The 18,569-nt window shown below is 56.8% G+C and carries 18 protein-coding genes and 1 pseudogene; 8 read left to right on the forward strand and 11 right to left on the reverse strand.

Going from position 1 to position 18,569, the window contains the following annotated elements; genetic code table 11:
- Positions 1-2 precede the first annotated feature (2 nt).
- The 3 genes from gsiB to gsiD are packed head-to-tail and all read left to right on the forward strand — an operon-like array spanning position 3 to position 3,380.
- Entirely contained in the window at positions 3-1,541 is a 1,539-nt protein-coding gene (gene gsiB, locus IM265_RS04585; RefSeq protein WP_193030903.1) for a glutathione ABC transporter substrate-binding protein GsiB, read from the forward strand.
- A gap of 5 nt (positions 1,542-1,546) precedes the next feature.
- Complete coding sequence (gene gsiC / locus IM265_RS04590; protein WP_045630942.1) at positions 1,547-2,467, forward strand: glutathione ABC transporter permease GsiC; 921 nt, start codon at positions 1,547-1,549, stop codon at positions 2,465-2,467.
- Between the two features lies 1 nt (position 2,468).
- On the forward strand, positions 2,469-3,380 hold the full coding sequence (gene gsiD / locus IM265_RS04595) for a glutathione ABC transporter permease GsiD (protein ID WP_047368167.1): 912 nt from the start codon (positions 2,469-2,471) through the stop codon (positions 3,378-3,380).
- A 63-nt stretch (positions 3,381-3,443) separates the two neighbouring features.
- On the opposite strand, the gene rimO is transcribed toward gsiD, so the two are convergent.
- Positions 3,444-4,769 (reverse strand): 30S ribosomal protein S12 methylthiotransferase RimO, encoded by a 1,326-nt coding sequence (gene rimO, locus IM265_RS04600; protein ID WP_041910688.1) that lies wholly within the window; start codon positions 4,767-4,769, stop codon positions 3,444-3,446.
- 216 nt (positions 4,770-4,985) lie between these two features.
- On the opposite strand from rimO, the gene bssR reads away from it, so the two are divergent.
- Complete coding sequence (gene bssR, locus IM265_RS04605; RefSeq protein WP_048960862.1) at positions 4,986-5,369, forward strand: biofilm formation regulator BssR; 384 nt, start codon at positions 4,986-4,988, stop codon at positions 5,367-5,369.
- Positions 5,370-5,477: 108 nt separating this feature from the next.
- Positions 5,478-6,596 (forward strand): PQQ-dependent sugar dehydrogenase, encoded by a 1,119-nt coding sequence (locus tag IM265_RS04610; RefSeq protein WP_048957049.1) that lies wholly within the window; start codon positions 5,478-5,480, stop codon positions 6,594-6,596.
- Here the strand turns inward: IM265_RS04610 and IM265_RS04615 are convergent, their stop codons facing one another.
- Entirely contained in the window at positions 6,597-7,223 is a 627-nt protein-coding gene (locus tag IM265_RS04615) for a glutathione S-transferase family protein (protein ID WP_063437584.1), read from the reverse strand.
- Between the two features lie 240 nt (positions 7,224-7,463).
- On the opposite strand from IM265_RS04615, the gene dacC reads away from it, so the two are divergent.
- The gene (dacC, locus tag IM265_RS04620; RefSeq protein ID WP_032644979.1) at positions 7,464-8,669 is read left to right on the forward strand and encodes a serine-type D-Ala-D-Ala carboxypeptidase; all 1,206 of its coding nucleotides are present in this window, start codon (positions 7,464-7,466) and stop codon (positions 8,667-8,669) included.
- A gap of 39 nt (positions 8,670-8,708) precedes the next feature.
- Here dacC and deoR read toward each other — a convergent pair whose 3' ends face one another.
- The 3 genes from deoR to IM265_RS04635 all read right to left on the reverse strand — a co-directional run bounded on the left by deoR (position 8,709) and on the right by IM265_RS04635 (position 10,878).
- The gene (gene deoR / locus IM265_RS04625) at positions 8,709-9,467 is read right to left on the reverse strand and encodes a DNA-binding transcriptional repressor DeoR (RefSeq protein ID WP_047368171.1); all 759 of its coding nucleotides are present in this window, start codon (positions 9,465-9,467) and stop codon (positions 8,709-8,711) included.
- 66 nt (positions 9,468-9,533) lie between these two features.
- Complete coding sequence (gene ybjG, locus IM265_RS04630) at positions 9,534-10,142, reverse strand: undecaprenyl-diphosphate phosphatase (protein WP_028012487.1); 609 nt, start codon at positions 10,140-10,142, stop codon at positions 9,534-9,536.
- A 7-nt stretch (positions 10,143-10,149) separates the two neighbouring features.
- Positions 10,150-10,878: a phosphatase PAP2 family protein gene (locus IM265_RS04635; protein ID WP_193030905.1), complete on the reverse strand. Its 729-nt coding sequence runs from the start codon at positions 10,876-10,878 to the stop codon at positions 10,150-10,152.
- A gap of 168 nt (positions 10,879-11,046) precedes the next feature.
- Here IM265_RS04635 and IM265_RS04640 point away from each other — a divergent pair, with 168 nt between their 5' ends.
- Positions 11,047-12,279 (forward strand): MFS transporter, encoded by a 1,233-nt coding sequence (locus tag IM265_RS04640; protein ID WP_150143150.1) that lies wholly within the window; start codon positions 11,047-11,049, stop codon positions 12,277-12,279.
- 65 nt (positions 12,280-12,344) lie between these two features.
- Here the strand turns inward: IM265_RS04640 and IM265_RS04645 are convergent, their stop codons facing one another.
- Both IM265_RS04645 and IM265_RS04650 read right to left on the reverse strand, forming a co-directional pair.
- On the reverse strand, positions 12,345-13,157 hold the full coding sequence (locus IM265_RS04645) for a Cof-type HAD-IIB family hydrolase (protein WP_059355492.1): 813 nt from the start codon (positions 13,155-13,157) through the stop codon (positions 12,345-12,347).
- Positions 13,147-14,361: an MFS transporter gene (locus tag IM265_RS04650; RefSeq protein WP_041910681.1), complete on the reverse strand. Its 1,215-nt coding sequence runs from the start codon at positions 14,359-14,361 to the stop codon at positions 13,147-13,149. Before IM265_RS04650 ends, IM265_RS04645 begins: the two co-directional genes overlap by 11 nt.
- A gap of 81 nt (positions 14,362-14,442) precedes the next feature.
- Between IM265_RS04650 and IM265_RS04655 the strand changes: the two genes are divergently transcribed.
- Complete coding sequence (locus tag IM265_RS04655; protein ID WP_047368174.1) at positions 14,443-14,994, forward strand: TetR/AcrR family transcriptional regulator; 552 nt, start codon at positions 14,443-14,445, stop codon at positions 14,992-14,994.
- A gap of 21 nt (positions 14,995-15,015) precedes the next feature.
- On the opposite strand, the gene arsC is transcribed toward IM265_RS04655, so the two are convergent.
- The 4 genes and pseudogenes from arsC to IM265_RS22180 form a co-directional block, all read right to left on the reverse strand.
- Positions 15,016-15,447, reverse strand: a complete 432-nt coding sequence (gene arsC / locus IM265_RS04660) for a glutaredoxin-dependent arsenate reductase (protein ID WP_193030907.1) — start codon at positions 15,445-15,447, stop codon at positions 15,016-15,018.
- Between the two features lie 12 nt (positions 15,448-15,459).
- The gene (locus tag IM265_RS04665; protein WP_193030909.1) at positions 15,460-16,749 is read right to left on the reverse strand and encodes an arsenic transporter; all 1,290 of its coding nucleotides are present in this window, start codon (positions 16,747-16,749) and stop codon (positions 15,460-15,462) included.
- Positions 16,750-16,789: 40 nt separating this feature from the next.
- The gene (locus tag IM265_RS04670) at positions 16,790-17,110 is read right to left on the reverse strand and encodes a metalloregulator ArsR/SmtB family transcription factor (protein ID WP_193030911.1); all 321 of its coding nucleotides are present in this window, start codon (positions 17,108-17,110) and stop codon (positions 16,790-16,792) included.
- A 184-nt stretch (positions 17,111-17,294) separates the two neighbouring features.
- Positions 17,295-18,348, reverse strand: a pseudogene (locus tag IM265_RS22180) (tyrosine-type recombinase/integrase).
- Between the last annotated feature and the right edge of the window lie 221 nt (positions 18,349-18,569).

Here is an 18,569-nt window from a genome sequence, read left to right on the forward strand (position 1 = left end):
CAATGGTTACATTTGTAGCGCGTAGATGGTTGTTAGCCGCGAGCGTGACGGCAGCCCTGGCCGCTGCCCCCGCGTTCGCCGCCAAAGACGTGGTGGTTGCCGTCGGCTCCAACTTCACCACGCTCGATCCGTACGACGCCAACGACACGCTCTCCCAGGCGGTGGCGAAATCGTTCTATCAGGGGCTGTTTGGTCTCGACAGAGAGATGAAGCTGAAAAATGTGCTGGCGGAGGGGTACACCGTATCCGACGACGGGCTGGTCTATACCATCAAGCTCCGTTCCGGCGTGAAGTTCCAGGACGGGACTGATTTCAATGCGGAGGCGGTAAAGGTCAACCTCGACCGTGCCAGCAATCCTGAAAACAGCCTCAAGCGCTATAACCTGTATAAAAATATCGCCAGCACCGAGGTAGTTGACCCGGCAACGGTAAAAATCACTCTGAAAGAGCCATTCTCCGCGTTTATCAATATTCTGGCGCATCCGGCGACGGCGATGATCTCGCCCGCCGCGCTGAAAAAGTACGGTAAAGAGATCGGCTTCCACCCGGTGGGAACCGGGCCGTACGAGCTGCTCACCTGGAACCAGACCGATTATGTGAAGGTGAAAAAATTCGCGGGATACTGGCAGCAGGGGCTGCCGAAGCTGGACACCATCACCTGGCGTCCGGTGGTGGATAACAACACCCGCGCGGCAATGCTGCAAACCGGCGAGGCGCAGTTTGCCTTCCCCATCCCGTATGAGCAGGCCGCCATTCTGCAGAAAAACAGCAAGCTGGAGCTGGTTGCCAGCCCGTCTATCATGCAGCGCTACATCAGCATGAACGTCACGCAGAAGCCGTTCGATAACCCGAAGGTGCGTGAAGCCATCAACTATGCCATTAACCGTCAGGCGCTGGTGAAGGTCGCTTTTGCGGGTTATGCCACCCCGGCCACCGGCGTGCTGCCGCCGGCTATCGCGTATGCGCAAAGCTATCAGCCGTGGCCGTACGATCCGGCTAAAGCGCGCGAGCTGCTGAAAGAGGCGGGTTTCCCGAACGGCTTCAGCACCACGCTGTGGTCGTCGCACAATCACAGCACCGCCCAGAAGGTGCTGCAGTTCACCCAGCAGCAGCTGGCGCAGGTGGGGATTAAGGCGCAGGTCACCGCGATGGATGCCGGGCAGCGTGCGGCAGAAGTGGAGGGGAAAGGGCAGAAAGAGAGCGGCGTGCGGATGTTCTACACCGGCTGGTCGGCCTCGACCGGTGAAGCCGACTGGGCGCTGTCGCCGCTGTTTGCTTCGCAGAACTGGCCGCCAACACTGTTCAACACCGCGTTTTACAGCAATCCGCAGGTGGACAAAGACCTGGCCGATGCCCTGAAAACCACCAAACCGGAAGAGAAAGCCCGCCTCTACAAGGACGCGCAGGACATTATCTGGAAAGAGTCGCCGTGGGTACCGCTGGTGGTGGAGAAACTGGTCTCAGCCCATAACAAAGCGCTGACCGGGTTCTACATCATGCCGGACACCGGCTTTAGCTTTGACGATGCGGATTTAAAATAAACCTCATGCTGAATTATGTTTGTAAACGTCTGCTGGGGCTTATCCCGACGCTGCTGATAGTGGCGGTGCTGGTGTTTTTGTTTGTCCACATGCTGCCGGGCGATCCGGCGCGTCTGGTAGCCGGGCCCGAAGCGGATGCCACCGTCATTGAGCTGGTGCGTAAACAGCTGGGCCTCGACCAGCCGCTGTATATGCAGTTTCTGCACTATATGTGCAACGTTCTGCAGGGCGACTTTGGTATTTCAATGGTGTCGCGGCGTCCGGTGTCGGAGGAGATTGCCAGCCGCTTTATGCCCACGTTCTGGCTAACGATTGCCAGCATGGGCTGGGCGGTGGCGTTTGGGCTGGGCGCGGGGATTATTGCGGCCGTCTGGCGTAACCGCTGGCCGGACAAGCTCGGCATGGCTCTGGCGGTGACCGGCATCTCCTTCCCGGCATTCGCGCTGGGGATGCTGCTGATGCAAATCTTCTCCGTCGAGCTGGGCTGGCTGCCGACCGTCGGGGCCGATACCTGGAAGCATTACATTCTGCCCTCCATGACGCTGGGCGCTGCCGTTTCGGCGGTGATGGCCCGCTTTACCCGTGCCTCGTTCGTGGACGTGCTGAGCGAAGATTATATTCGCACCGCGCGGGCGAAAGGAGTCAGCGAGAAGTGGGTCATTCTCAAGCACGGGTTCCGCAATGCGATGATCCCGGTGGTGACGATGATGGGGCTACAGTTTGGTTTCCTGCTGGGTGGCTCTATCGTCGTAGAAAAGGTCTTCAACTGGCCGGGGCTGGGGCGTCTGCTGGTCGATTCCGTCGAGATGCGCGACTACCCGGTGATTCAGGCAGAAGTCCTGCTTTTCTCGCTGGAGTTTATTCTTATCAACTTAGTGGTGGACGTGCTCTACGCCGCCATTAACCCGGCCATCAGGTATAAGTAAGATGCGATTGTTGAACTGGCGGCGTCAGGCCGTTTTGAACGCGATGCCGGGGCTGAAACCGGAGCATGTCCGCACCCCGTGGTCCGAATTCTGGCGACGTTTTCGCCGTCAGCCGGTCGCAATGGCGGCGGGGCTGTTCGTGCTGGTGCTGATTGCCGTGGCGGTCGTTGCGCCGTGGATAGCGCCGTTTGATGCGGAAAACTACTTTGACTACGACCGTCTGAACGACGGCCCCTCAATGCTGCACTGGTTCGGCGTGGACTCGCTTGGCCGCGATATCTTCAGCCGCGTGCTGGTGGGGGCGCAAATTTCTCTCGCCGCCGGGGTAGTCGCGGTGCTGATCGGCGCGGCTATCGGTACCGTGCTGGGGCTCGTCGCCGGGTATTATGAAGGCTGGTGGGACCGCATCATCATGCGCATCTGCGACGTGCTGTTTGCTTTCCCCGGCATTCTGCTGGCGATTGCCGTTGTCGCCATTATGGGCAGCGGCATGGCCAACGTCATTATCGCGGTGGCGGTCTTTTCGATTCCGGCCTTTGCCCGCCTGGTGCGCGGCAACACGCTGGTGCTGAAACAGCAGACGTTTATTGAATCCGCCCGCAGCATGGGAGCCAGCGATACCACCATTCTGTTCAGCCATATTCTGCCCGGGACGGTGTCGTCCATCGTAGTCTATTTCACCATGCGTATCGGCGTGTCGATTATTTCGGCGGCCAGCCTGTCGTTTCTGGGCTTAGGCGCGCAGCCTCCGACACCGGAATGGGGCGCGATGCTGAACGAGGCGAGGGCGGATATGGTGATTGCGCCACACGTGGCGATTTTCCCGAGCCTGGCGATTTTCCTGACCGTGCTGGCGTTTAACCTGCTGGGGGATGGGCTGCGCGACGCGCTGGATCCGAGGATAAAGGGGTAGTGCAGTGAAATGTGCCGGGTGGCGGCTACGCCTTACCCGGCCTGTAAAAGATGTGCAGTGAGATTAAACCCGGCTACCCCACAGGTCATACTCATCCGCGTTTTCAACTTTGACGCGAATAATATCACCCGGCTTAACGTTGGTTTCGCCGTTCAGGTACACCGCGCCGTCGATTTCAGGGGCGTCCGCCATGCTGCGGCCAATCGCGCCTTCTTCGTCCACTTCGTCGATGATAACCATGATCTCACGGCCTACTTTCTCCTGCAGACGTTCAGCAGAAATCTGCTGCTGCAGCTGCATGAAGCGGTTCCAGCGCTCTTCCTTAACCTCTTCCGGCACCTGATCCGCCAGCTCGTTGGCGGTTGCGCCTTCCACCGGGCTGTATTTGAAGCAGCCGACACGGTCCAGGCGCGCTTCCTTCAGGAAGTCGAGCAGCATCTGGAAGTCTTCTTCGGTTTCACCCGGGAAGCCGACGATAAAGGTGGAGCGCAGGGTTAGATCCGGGCAGATCTCACGCCACTGCTTGATGCGCGCCAGCTGGCGGTCAACGGAGCCAGGGCGTTTCATCAGCTTAAGGATACGCGGGCTGGCGTGCTGCAGCGGGATATCCAGGTACGGCAGGATTTTGCCTTCCGCCATCAGCGGGATCACATCGTCAACGTGCGGGTACGGGTAGACGTAGTGCAGACGTGTCCAGATACCGAGCTTAGCCAGCTGCTCGCACAGGCCCACCATGCTGGTTTTCACCGGCTCGCCGTTGTGGAAACCGGAGCGGTGTTTGACGTCCACGCCATAAGCTGAGGTGTCCTGGGAGATGACCAGCAGCTCCTTCACGCCCGCATCAGCCAGACGTTTCGCTTCCGCCAGCACTTCGCCAATCGGACGGCTCACCAGATCGCCACGCATGGACGGGATGATGCAGAAGGTGCAGCGATGGTTGCAGCCTTCAGAAATTTTCAGGTAGGCGTAATGACGCGGCGTCAGCTTCACGCCCTGTTCCGGCACCAGGCTCAGGAACGGGTTGTGCTTTGGTTTTGGCACGTAGTGATGAACATGTTCCAGCACCTGCTCGTAGCTGTGCGGGCCGGTGATCTCCAGCACCTTCGGGTGCACTTCGCGGATTTGGTCCACTTTCGCGCCCAGGCAGCCGGTAACAATCACTTTACCGTTTTCGGTCAGCGCTTCACCGATCGCTTCCAGTGACTCCTGCACCGCGCTGTCGATAAAGCCGCAGGTGTTAACGATCACCATATCGGCGTTGTCGTAGCTTGGCACCACGTCATAGCCCTCGGTGCGCAGTTCGGTCAGGATGCGTTCTGAATCCACCAGGTTTTTCGGGCAGCCCAGGGAGACGAAGCCGATTTTCGGCTGGTGCGTAACATTGCTCATAGGTTAAAAATTCATCAATTATGGAGTTATCAGGGCGGGATTTTACAGCGTATCGCGGGGGATTTATACACTCTTTGCAAGGTGGATGCGCCAGGCCGAGGTTGTAACATTGTAAATAATGTTAATCAGTTAAGAATAATTGATCTCAGGCATTAAACTGTACAAAAAATGACCTTATTCTGAATGTGCAACATGGCTGACAGAGGAGGAAATAGCATGTCCGTTGACAGACTGAAACGCGATCTGCTTAACAAGCTGATCAACGCCCGAATCGACCTGGCCGCCTATCTGCAGCTCAGGAAGGCAAAGGGCTATATGTCAGTCAGCGAAAGCGAACATCTGCGTGATAATCTGTTTGAACTGTGTAATTTCATGCGTGAAAAAGCACCGACCCTGAAGGCGGAATACGATGAATGCGAGCTGATGGCGCTGCGTCGCGCCGCTGAGGTGCTCTCCATTGCAGGGGTATGTTTGATGAACGGACGCCACGACTGCCCGACTTTTATCGCTGTTAACGCGGAGAAGCTTGAAAACTGCCTGACAACGCTCTCTCTTTGCATCATGTGTCTTAACAAGCACGAGACGCTTGCACAGCACTGAGTTCGGGGGGAGACAACTCCCCCCATCTGATTAAGCTTTTGTAAAAGTGGTAACGCGCCCGGAGGTAATGGCTAATCTTTATGCCATATGCCGAAAAAGGAGCGCTTTATGCCTCGATCCTCGTTGATTTTCCTGCCTGCATTGTTTATTCCGTTTTCGCTTCTTGCTGCGCCAGAGGCGGTAAAGGTTGAGGTGCTGCAAAACCGACTCGATCACCCCTGGTCGATGGCGTTCCTGCCGGGTAATGACGGTTTACTGGTCACTCTTAAGGGCGGGCAGCTCAAGCGCTGGCAGGCCGGGAAAGGGCTTTCCGATCCCATTGTCGGCGTGCCGAAGGTGTGGGCGAACGGCCAGGGAGGACTGCTGGACGTGGTGCTGGCGCCTGATTTTGAAAAGTCGCGCCGCGTCTGGCTGAGCTATGCCGAAGCCGGGCGTGACGGCAAGGCCGGAACGGCGGTGGGCTATGGCCGCCTGAGCGACGATCTTTCCCGCATCGAGGGATTCCAGGTAGTGTTCCGCCAGATGCCGAAGCTCTCAACCGGTAACCATTTTGGTGGGCGACTGGTGTTCGACGGCAAAGGGTATCTCTTTATTGGACTCGGCGAGAACAACCAGCGCCCGACGGCGCAGGATCTGGACAAGCTGCAGGGTAAGGTGGTGCGCCTCACCGAAGACGGTAAAGTGCCGCCGGATAACCCCTTTGTGAACACCTCCGGCGCGCGGCCGGAAATTTGGTCCTACGGCATTCGTAACCCGCAGGGGATGGCGATGAACCCGTGGAGCGACACGCTGTGGCTGAACGAGCACGGCCCGCGCGGCGGGGATGAAATCAACATCCCGGAGAAGGGCAAAAATTACGGCTGGCCGCTGGCAACGCACGGCATTAACTACAGCGGGCTGAAAATCCCGGAAGCCAAAGGCGAGCACGTTGAGGGAGCCGAAAAGCCGCTGTTTGTCTGGAAAGTGTCGCCCGCGGTCAGCGGCATGGCGTTCTATAATAGCGACGTGTTCCCGCAGTGGAAAAACAAGCTGTTTATTGGGGCGCTGAAGGAAAAGGACGTTATCGTGCTGAGCGTGGACGGCAATAAAGTGACGGAGGACGGGCGGATCCTGGGCGACCGGGAGCAGCGTATTCGCGATGTGCGAGTGGGGCCGGATGGCTATCTGTATGTCCTGACTGACGAAACGGACGGGCAGCTGTTAAAAGTCAGCCCGTCCGGTGCGTAATCAGGTGACCGGGATCATCACCACGTTACGGTACGCCGGGCGCTCGCTAAGCTGCTTAAGCCAGCGGTCAAGGTTCGGGCGCGGCGTCCATTTCAGACCGAGGTTAGTCAGGTTCCAGACGAACGGCGCTACGGCAATGTCCCCCACGCCGAACGTATCGCCGGAGAACCAGGCGTGCTTCGACAGCTCATCGTCCATCATCGCAAACAGGTTTTCGCAGGCATCCTGCGCGGCATGAATGGCGGGGTAGTCACGCTCGGCTTCAGGGGTTCTCACCAGCCCCATCAGGATCACGCGGTGAACGGGAGAGAGCGTCTGATTTGCCCAGTCCATCCACTTCTCACCCTGCGCGCGCTGCGCCGGGTTTTCAACCCACAGGCGGCCAAGACCGTACTGGGCGGCGAGGTAACGCACAATAGTGTTGGACTCCCAAAGCGTTGCGTCTGTTTCGTCATCGCGCAGCAGCGGCACCAGGCCGTTCGGGTTCATCGCCAGATAGTCGGCCTCTTTGTTCACGCCGAACGACATGCCAGCCATGATTTGGTTAAACGGTAAATCCAGTTCCTCCAGCGTCCAGAGCACTTTCTTAACGTTGGTCGAATTATTCCTGCCCCACAGCGTAATCATATTTACTCCTGTTGAGTGTGAATCCGGGTCGGCTTTTTGCCATGGTGAGATAAACCTAACAATTACGCAACAGAAGACAAAAAAATCGCCTGAATCAAAGCGTAAATGAATGTTATTGCATAAACTTTAATAACTTTACCCTCGTTGGGTTTCTTTAACCGTTTTAGTGCGCTATTACTCATCGCTTCTTGCGACACGGTGATGTGACGTAATTTTTGAATGGACACTCGGGTGGCATTTATGACGCGAAAAATGACTTCTCTGCGCAGCCTGGCGGCAGGCTCTGCGCTTCTTTTCCTGTTTGCACCAACACTCTACGCGGCTGAACAGGCTGCGCCCGAAGCGCCGCCTGTGGACGCGCGCGCCTGGATCCTGATGGACTATTCCAGCGGTAAGGTGCTGGCGGAAGGCAATGCGGATGAGAAACTCGATCCGGCCAGCCTGACCAAAATCATGACCAGCTATGTGGTCGGGCAGGCGTTAAAAGCGGGCAAGATCAAGCTGGACGATATGGTCACCATCGGGAAGGATGCCTGGGCGACCGGCAACCCGGCGCTGCGGGGCTCGTCGGTGATGTTCCTGAAGCCAGGCGATCAGGTCTCCGTCTCCGATCTGAACAAAGGGGTAATCATTCAGTCGGGAAATGATGCGTGTATCGCGCTGGCCGACTACGTTGCCGGCAGTCAGGATTCTTTCATTGGTTTGATGAATGGCTATGCGCAAAAGCTCGGCTTAACCAACACCACCTTCAAAACGGTCCACGGCCTGGATGCGCCGGGACAGTTCAGTACCGCGCGCGACATGGCGCTGCTGGGAAAAGCGCTGATCCACGACGTGCCGGATGAATACGCCATCCACAAAGAGAAAGAGTTTACCTTCAACAAAATTCGCCAGCCGAACCGCAACCGCCTGCTGTGGAGCAGCAACGTTAACGTGGACGGAATGAAGACCGGCACTACGGCTGGCGCGGGCTACAACCTGGTGGCCTCCGCGACGCAGGGCGACATGCGCCTGATCTCGGTGGTGCTGGGCACCAAAACCGACCGCATCCGCTTTAACGAGTCAGAAAAACTGCTGACCTGGGGCTTCCGCTTCTATGAAACCGTGACGCCGATTAAACCGGATGCCACGTTCGTCAGCCAGCGCGTCTGGTTTGGTGATAAGAGCGAGGTGAATCTGGGGGCGGGTGAGGCCGGTTCCGTGACCATTCCACGCGGTCAGCTGAAAAACCTGAAAGCAAGCTATACCCTGACCGAACCGCAGCTCACCGCGCCGCTGAAAAAAGGCCAGGTGGTCGGGACGATTGATTTCCAGCTAAACGGTAAGTCGATTGAACAGCGTCCGCTGATTGTGATGGAAGCGGTGGAAGAGGGCGGCTTCTTCAGCCGGATGTGGGATTTCGTGTTGATGAAATTCCATAGCTGGTTTGGCAGCTGGTTTAGTTAAGTTTTATGCCGGGTGGCGCTGCGCTTACCCGGCATAACCTCAATACATCAACTTCACCTGCTGTGCCTTTGCATGGGCCACAATCTCGTCATCGGGGCGGCAATCGCTGACGATGGCGTCAAACTGCGCCAGCTCGCCCATTCTTGCCGAACGCACCTTGCCAAACTTACTGTGATCGACCACCAGCACATGATACTGCGCGGCATTTAACGCCCAGTGCTTGACCGGCAGCTCCTCCAGATTAAAGCAGGTTGCACCCTGGCGCACGTTCACGCCTGCGGCAGAATAAAACGCGATGTCCGGGCATAAATTGCTAAGCGTGTCCTGCAGGTTAAGCGGTTTAAAGATGGCGTTGCTGGCGTGAAACTCGCCGCCGCAGAGGATCACCCGGCACTCGGGTTTCTCCTGAAGCGCCAGAAAGGTGTTCAGGGAGTAGCACACGGCGGTAAAGGGAATGCTGCTGTCGATGGCTTCGATAATCCACGGCGTAGTGGTGCCGCAGTCAAAAAACAGCGTCTGGTGCGGCTGAACCAGCGTAGCCGCAAGGCGCGCGGCTTTGCGCTTCTCTTCAACCAGACGTGTCTTCTGGTCGCTGATCAGATAATGGCTGGCGCTGCGTGGCTCAAGGACGATGTACCCGCCCAGCAGTACCACGGGGGCGCTGTCGCTGTTCAGATCGCGACGAATAGTCATCTCTGAGACGCCGAGGAGGTTGGCGGCTTCCTTCAGATGCAGCTTATCGCTGCGCTTCAGCGCCTGCAGCAGCTGAGCAATGCGGTCATCGCGTCGTGTTTCCATAGTTCCTCGGGATAAAAAAGTGAGCCCCCGCAGGGCGGGGGCTCAGTGTAACCTGTCCGGTTGGGGTTAGTCACGTATCCAGCCCTTGCGGATCGGGATGGCAAAAATGGCGCGATAGAGCGAAGAGAGCCCGCGGTAGAGCGCCTCACCGAAGAGATTCCACAGGATAGCCGCGCTCACGCAGCCAATCAGCCCCACCAGGAAACCGCCCACCATATCCAGCGGCCAGTGGACGCCAAGATAGACGCGCGACCAGGCGATAGCCACAGCGACCACCATCAGCACCGCCCCCGACCACAGGCGATGCCAGAACAGGAAAGCCAGCGCGAAGGTGAAGATAACCGTACCGTGATCGCTCGGGAAAGAGTCATCCGGCGCGTGGTGCAGGAAGGTGTAGCCAATGCGATCGACAAAAGGACGATCGTGCGGGAATGCGTGGCCGAGAAGATAGCTGACCAGCACGCTTACCCCGAGCGCCATCGCGACTTTGATCACCAGCTGGCGCTGTGCCTTAACCTGGCTGCGCGGCCCCCACAGCCAGAGAATGGCAGCCAGCGCAGGCACGATGCTGATAAGGTCTTTCGCCAGAAAGGTGGCAAAATCAATCATCCACTCTGGCGAGGCCGGGGTGGCGTTGATCAGATAAAACAGCTGATAATTCAGATTCTCTAGCATAGCGTAATCACTCTTTTGCAAACCGGGTGGAAACCAGCCCGTAGACCGCCACCTGGGAAAACCAGACCCACCACCCGGCCCACAGGTTGTGAGAGAAAAAATGTGCCCCGCGCATCACCTGGCCGAAGCCCATCGCCAGACCCAGAACCGCGCCAAGGACCACAAAGCTCCAGGCGAGACGCGGACGCTCGCGCCAGAAGGCAAAAAACAGCCCCATCACCATAAAGCCGCTGGAAGAATGGCCACCCGGGAAGCAGCGGCCCGGACCGCTGTCTGCCGGAACAGCACTGAACAGGGGGTAAGACATGGCCTTACCGCCATATTCCACCAGATCCCACGGGCAGCTGTGGTGGCTGATGCTTTTCAGCACGCCGACCACCAGCGCGCCAAGCCCCATCAGCAGCGCGGCTGTGACAAGCCTTGCGTTACGTTTGTAAGCGCCGTAAAGCAGCGCCACGGCGCCTAAGGCAATCGCAATGTACTTCGCCAGACGATGGTTTAGCAGATCCAGCAGGTGGTCTTTCTGCAACGGGAAAGTCTGTGTCGCCGCGTCATACCAAAAACCGGTGATCCATCTGTCGAGCGCTTCATCGCGCGATAGCCACGTAAACACCACGGCAAGCGCTACTAGCACCAAAAGCTGATAACCATAAAAGCGGGACGGTAAGCGGTAAAGCTGTTTTGTCTTATTAGTCTGTAAGTTAGACAATTCTGAACGGCTGGAAGTGAGTGCCATAATTAGGGATCAGTGACGAGTAATCGCGCTATCATAAATCTGTCAACTTAAGGAAACCTTAAACGAAGACGATATGTGCTTTATTCCTGTTTCTCCTCGATAAATCACTATCTCGGATTACGGCATTTCATTAAACTCGTCGCGATTTTGTCATTATAAAGAGATTGCATGTTAAACCGTTCTTCTTCTGGTTCACGTCTGGGTCGTCAGGCGTTGCTTTTCCCTCTGTGTCTGGTGCTCTACGAATTCTCTACCTATATCGGCAACGATATGATCCAGCCCGGTATGCTGGCCGTTGTGGAGCAGTACAACGCGGGAATCGAGTGGGTGCCGACCTCCATGACCGCCTATCTGGCTGGCGGCATGTTTTTGCAGTGGCTGTTAGGCCCGCTGTCGGATCGTATTGGCCGCCGTCCGGTGATGCTGACGGGCGTGGTGTGGTTTATCGTTACCTGCCTCGCCACGCTGCTGGCGCAAAACATTGAACAATTTACCCTGTTGCGTTTCCTGCAGGGGGTGAGCCTGTGCTTTATCGGTGCCGTGGGGTATGCCGCCATCCAGGAGTCGTTTGAGGAGGCGGTGTGTATCAAAATTACCGCGCTGATGGCGAACGTGGCGCTGATCGCCCCCTTACTCGGGCCGCTGGTGGGGGCCGCGTGGGTGCACGTTGCGCCGTGGGAAGGGATGTTTGTGCTCTTTGCTGTTCTCGCCGCCATCGCGTTCTTCGGCCTGCACCGCGCGATGCCAGAAACGGCTACCCGTCTGGGCGAAAAACTCTCGTTGAAAGAGCTGGGCCGGGATTACAAAGCAGTGTTGCAAAATGGCCGCTTTGTGGCGGGGGCGCTGGCGACCGGATTCGTTAGCCTGCCTCTGCTGGCGTGGATCGCGCAGTCACCGGTTATTATCATCAGCGGTGAAAAGCTCAGCAGCTACGAGTACGGCCTGCTGCAGGTGCCGATCTTTGGCGCGTTGATTATCGGTAACCTGGTGCTGGCCCGTCTGACGTCTCGCCGCACCGTGCGTTCACTGATTATCATGGGCGGCTGGCCGATTGCGGCAGGGCTGATTCTGGCGGCGGTAGCGACCGTCGCGTCATCCCACGCCTACCTGTGGATGACGGCGGGGCTGAGCATTTATGCCTTCGGAATTGGCGTGGCGAACGCTGGCCTGGTGCGCCTGACCCTGTTTGCGAGCGAGATGAGTAAAGGTACGGTCTCTGCGGCGATGGGCATGCTGCAGATGCTGATTTTTACCGTCGGTATCGAGGTGAGCAAGCACGCTTACGCGCTGGGCGGCAACGGGTTGTTCAGCCTGTTTAACCTCGCCAACGGCGTGCTGTGGGTAGCCCTGATGGTGGTGTTCCTGAAGGACAAACGCGTCGGAAACGCCCTGCAACCATAATCTTTTTCCCTCTCCCCTTTGGGGAGAGGGCCAGGGCCAGGGCGAGGCCGCCAGACCGCACGCGGTCAATTAAACGGTGCCTCCCCGTTCAATACCTTCTCAATCACGTTTAAAACGCCTTCCTCGTTATTATGCGGTGCTTCAAAGCGCGCCTCCGCTTTAATATGCGGTTTGGCATTCGCCATCGCAAAGCTGAACCCGGACTGACGCAGCATCTCCACGTCGTTGCCGCTGTCACCAAAGGCCACCACTTCGCTGTCCTCGATGCCCCAGCGCGTTTGCAGGATGCGCAGGCCGTTGGCTTTATGCACGCCGGGGATAATCAGGTCAATGCTGCCGTGACCGGTGGTGACGGGCACCATAATGTCACTTAGCTTTTCATGCAGCAGCGCCTGAATGCGCGGAATTTCGTCATCGGAAACGTTGAGCCCGAACTTGAAGAAGATGTCGTTCAGGCTGTTGAAATCCTGCACCCTTTCGAGGCGGTGATAATATTTTGACGCGATATCAATGAAGGCATCGTCATAGGCCTTAAGCGTGTAGGCGCTGCCTTTCCCGCAGGCGATAATCTCAATGCCGGGAACATCGTTTAAGACGGTGGCCACGGTGCTGAAATGCGCTTTTGTCAGCTCGCCGTTGAAGACATCTTCCCCGGCATCGACCACCCAGCCGCCGTTTTCGGCAACAAAGGCAATTTCATGCGCGATCTCCGGGAAGAAGGAGATCAGCTGGTAATACTGGTTGCCGCTGGCGACCACAAAGCGAATGCCTTGCTCCTTCATGCGCGCATATTGCGCCAGAAAGCGCGGGCGGTTATAGGTCTTGGCATCACTCAGGAATGTGCCATCCATGTCGACGGCGATCAGTTTAACGCTCATATCCCTTCTCCATTGACGTTTGTTCCGTTTCCGGCTTTGCCACCGCGCGCGCCACCAGCGCCGCGATGATAACCAACCCTAACACCACCAGCATGGCGCTGCGCAGCCCGTAGTGCTCACCGAGGAAACCGAGCAGCGGCGGCCCGACCAGGAAGGCGAGGTAGCCCGTGGTCGCCACCACGCTGACGCGGGTCGGGGCATCCGGGCCGGTGTCGCTGGCGGCCGAAATAGTCAGCGGGAAGCCGAGCGACGCGCCCAGACCCCAGAGGATCACCGAGACCCCGGCAATCCAGTCCACGTCCACAAAGACGATCATCGCGATACCCAGGCCGCCGAGCAGGGCGCTGGCGCGCACTACCGCCACGCGGCTGTAGCGGTCGATAAACCAGCCGCCGGTGAAGCGCCCGACGGTCATCCCCAGCGTAAACCCGGCGTAAATCAGCGAGCCGGAGGTCGGACTAAAGCCGTGGCCGTCCACCATCAGCAGCGGCAGCCAGTCGTTGGCGGAGCCTTCTGCGAACGCCATCGCCAGCACCACCACGCCGATGAGCATCAGCTGGAAATCGCGGTAGAAGGGCAGCCCTTTTTCCGTCGAATGCTGTTCTTCAGCGGAATTCTTGCCGGTACCGTTCGGGATCGCCCGAATGCCGGTCAGGATCGGAATGATGCATACCAGCGCCGCCAGCAGGATATGCAGATTCGCGCTCATGCCAAAGGCCGTCAGCGCCATCCCCACGCCCGCGCCGGCGAGCGTGCCGAGGCTGTAAAAGCCGTGCATCATGGGCAGCACGGTTTTGTTCATCTCGCGCTCGACCGCCGCCCCTTCAACGTTAATCGCAACCTCTGCCGAGCCGAAGCTGCCGCCAAATACCGTCAGCCCCAGGGCAAACAGCACCGGCGAAGCAAACCACAGCGCGACGCTTAGCACGATCATCCCAATTACCGCGAAGCACATGGTGGTGCGGATCACCGCCCGCGTGCCAAAGCGCTTCACCAGCCACGCGGAGCAGAGAATGCCGCTCATGGAGCCTATCGACAGGCCGAACAGCACGATGCCCATCTCCGCGGTGGAGACGGACAAAATGTCGCGAATGGCGGGCGTACGTGTGGCCCAGGAGGCCATCAGCAGACCGGGAATAAAGAAGAACATAAACAATGCCCACATGCGTAGTCGCAGGGCGTTGCGGGAAGAGGTCAGCGTCATTGGGGTAGCACCAGAAGTACAACAGTAGCGACAACACTAGCAAGTTTGTGTACATTTGTACACAAACCAGGTGAGGGATTTATGAGCAGACCACCGAACGATCCGCATCGACGTGAAAAAATTCTCCAGGCGACGCTGGACACCATTGCCGAACACGGGATTCACGCCGTCACGCACCGCAAAATCGCCAGCTGCGCGGGCGTGCCACTGGGGTCGATGACCTACTATTTCGACGGCATGGAGCCGCTGCTGGAGGAGGCCTTCACGTGGTTTACCCGGCAGATGTCACAGCAGTACCGGGATTTCTTCGCGGGCGTCACCGGGCCGGAGATGGCGTGTGAATCCATCACCACCCTGATCCACAGCTCGCAGGTGACCACGCCGCACAACATGGCACTGATGTATCAGCTTTACGCCTTTATGCACCGCAGCGCGGCGCTCAAAACGGTGATGCAGGACTGGATGAAAATGAGCCAGACCACGCTGGAGCAGTGGTTCGACCCGGTCACCACCCGCGCGCTGGACGCGTTTATCGAAGGGATGACGCTGCACTATGTGACTGACCGAGAGCCATTAAGCCGGGAGGAAATTAGGGCGATGGTGGGGAGAATTGCGGGCGAGGGGAACCCTTAGGCATCACTCGCCCTGCCTGTTTTACCTGTGTTCGATTTTTTTCCCGCTGGCGTCCACGACGGCTTCGCCATCCTCTTTCGTAAACGCACCTTTCTGCGCGTCCGGCAGGATGTCGAGGACGACTTCAGACGGGCGACACAGGCGGGTGCCCAGCGGCGTGACCACAATCGGGCGGTTAATCAGAATCGGGTATTGCAGCATAAAGTCGATAAGCTGGTCGTCGGTGAAGATACCTTCGGCCAGGCCGAGCTGTTCATAGGGCTCCACGTTTTTGCGCAGCAGATCCCGCACCGAAATCCCCATATCGGCAATCAGGGTGGTCAGCTTATCGCGCGACGGCGGGGTTTCCAGATAGAGAATAATCTCTGGCTCCGTACCGCTGTTGCGGATCATCTCCAGCGTATTGCGCGAGGTGCCGCAGGCGGGGTTGTGGTAAATGGTGATGTGGCTCATATCAGTGGCTCATTACAGTGTGAAGGAGAGACGTAGCGCCAGCGCGGCGAGCGTCACAAACAGGACCGGCAGCGTCATGATGATGCCCGTCCGGAAATAGTAGCCCCAGGTTATCGTCATGTTTTTCTGCGCCAGCACGTGGAGCCAGAGTAGGGTGGCGAGGCTGCCGATAGGCGTGATTTTCGGCCCCAGATCGCAGCCAATCACGTTGGCGTAAATCATCGCGTCCTTGAGCAATCCCGTCGCCGTACTGCCCTCAATGGAGAGCGCGCCAATCAGCACCGTGGGCATATTGTTCATTATGGATGACAGGAACGCGGTGATGAACCCGGTTCCCAGCGTGGTGGCCCACAGTCCGTGTCCGGCCAGGCTATTCAGCACGCCTGTGAGATAATCCGTCAGCCCGGCATTGCGCAGGCCATACACCACCAGATACATCCCGAGCGAGAAAATAACAATTTGCCAGGGTGCGCCGCGCAGCACTTTTCCGGTGTTTATTGTATGTCCCCGTTTTGCGACAGCGAATAAAATCAGCGCGCCGACGGTGGCGACGGCGCTGACCGGAATGCCGAGAGGTTCAAGCACAAAGAAGCCGACGAGCAGAAGCAGCAGCACGATCCAGCCCGTTCTGAACGTCGGGAGATCGTGAATGGCCCGCGCGGGCTCCTGAAGTTTCGCCAGGTCGTATTCCGGGGGAATTTCCTTGCGGAAGAAAAGATGCAGCATCACCAGCGTTGCGACAATCGCGGCGATATCAACGGGGATCATCACCGAGGCGTATTCGCTGAACCCCAGCTTAAAGAAGTCTGCCGACACGATGTTGACCAGGTTGGAGACAATCAGCGGCAGGCTGGCGGTATCGGCGATAAAACCTGCCGCCATCACAAACGCCAGCGTGGCCTGCTTGCTGAACCCCAGCGCCAGCAGCATGGCGATGACGATAGGCGTCAGGATCAGCGCCGCGCCGTCATTGGCAAACAGCGCCGCCACGGCCGCACCCAGCAGCACGATATAAGTAAACAGCAATCGCCCGCGACCGTTTCCCCTGCGGGCAACGTGCAGCGCCGCCCATTCGAAAAAGCCGGACTCATCCAGCAGCAAGCTGATGATGATGACGGCGATAAACGTTGCCGTGGCGTTCCAGACGATATTCCAGACCACAGGTATATCGTTAATGTGAATTACCCCGCTGGCCAGCGCCAGCACGGCGCCAATGGTCGCGCTCCAGCCGATACTGAGCCCTTTGGGCTGCCAGATGACCAGTACCAGCGTAAACAGAAAAATTGCCCCTGCCAGAAACATCGCTTACTCCGTTATATCTGATTTCATGAATATGTTTTGATTAGCATAAGCCCGGGAGTCGGTTTTGCAGCTTCATGCGCGTCTCTTCCCGCAGGCAGTTCCAGCTGGTGTCGATAATGGCTGCCGCCCATGCCGGCATGTTGGGAGATAGACGGTAATGGACCCATTTGCCCTCGCGACGATCGATAACCAGCCCGGACTCGCGCAGCAAGGCCATATGGCGGGAGACTTTCGGCTGCGGTTCGCTGGTGGCGGAGCAGAGATCGCAGACACACAATTCTCCCGTTTCGCGAAGCAGCATGACGATGGCGAGTCGCGTTTCGTCGGAGAGGATTTTGAAGAGGTGGAGCGGGTGGAGCATGGGTGTTCCTGAGGGTAGATTAAATCATATTCGTTTAATCATATATGTTTTGGTGGGAAGAGAGAAGGTCAGATTACAGGACGGGGAATTTCAGGCAACAAAAAACCCATTTATGTAAACGGGTTGGTCAAAACAATGACTTACATAATAATCAATAAGTTAGGTTAGTGGTAAGGAGTGGCGATTACGGGGTAATGCCAACTGCTGCCGCCACTTTGTCGCCACTTGGCAATGTAGCTATCGGATTAAAGCGCAGGGCCGTTTCTAGGTGGTCAGGGGCCAGGTGAGCATAGTGCATGGTCTTTTTTATGTCGTGATGGCCGAGGATCTTCTGCAGGGCAAGGATGTTGCCGCCAGACATCATGAAGTGTGCTCCGAACGTATGACGCAAAACGTGGGTAAGCTGCCCATGGGGAAGCACTATTGAAGTTTTTTGCATCACAGACAAAAACTGGAAGTAGCAATCCGTAAAGAACTTGAAGCCGTTTAGGGCAATGATTTCCTCATAAAGATCTTTGCTGATTGGAATACTGCGGTTCTTTTTACCTTTAGTCCTGACGAATGTAATATGGTACATAGTGACTTGAGAACATGTAAGGTTTACTGCTTCGCGCCATCGTGCACCTGTGCTTAAGAAGATTTTAACAATGAGAGCGAGAAGAGGACTTTGCCGTTGGCAGTAGTACAGAATCTCAGTGATTTGTTCATGCGTCAGCCAAACCATTTCCTTCTCGGCAATGGTGAACTTGCGCATGTTTTCTAGCGGATTAGGTGCTGTCCATTCACCAAGCCGGGCTAGCTCGCTAAATACTCCGCTCAGATAGCTTTGCTCCAGATTGATGGTTACCGGGCTGGCTCCTTTCTTCCACTTATCGCTATAGTAGATTTCACCCGTCAAACGTTTATCACGGTAAAGGGCGAACATTTTGGAACTGAGATCTGTTGCTAGGGGATTTCTGAGTGCATTGACCATCAGGAGCAACTTATCGTAAACATGTTCGCCAGCGGACAGGGATTTGCCATGTAGTTTGAACCAGAGTTCAACGACGTCTCGCAGAGTTCTACGGTCCACTGATTCACCCAACCAGGGTTTTAGCCTCTATCTCATCCATCGTGTGGCGTTCAAAAGCATGTGCTTCCCCTTTGGTGGCAAATTGCTTACGCACGCGCCGCCCACTACGTCCTGTGGGGTAACATTCGCAAATCCATGTTCCTATGTTTAATTTACGTACTGCCATAAAAAAGCCCTCATGAATGAGGGTATAATTTAACTGTATATATAAATAGTGGTCAATGTATGAATATTTCTAATCAAACATAGACTAGGATTTATTGAGCACAACTTTAAACTTATCGGTCACAGAGACTGAAGTAATAATTATACATTCTTTTTTTGTATCGTAATAACCTACGCATTGAAATGTCTTATTTTCATTTAATCCTAAACTCAATAAGGTGT

The sequence above is a fragment of the Enterobacter cloacae complex sp. P17RS genome, from assembly GCF_014895885.1.
GTDB classification, from domain to species: domain Bacteria; phylum Pseudomonadota; class Gammaproteobacteria; order Enterobacterales; family Enterobacteriaceae; genus Enterobacter; species Enterobacter bugandensis.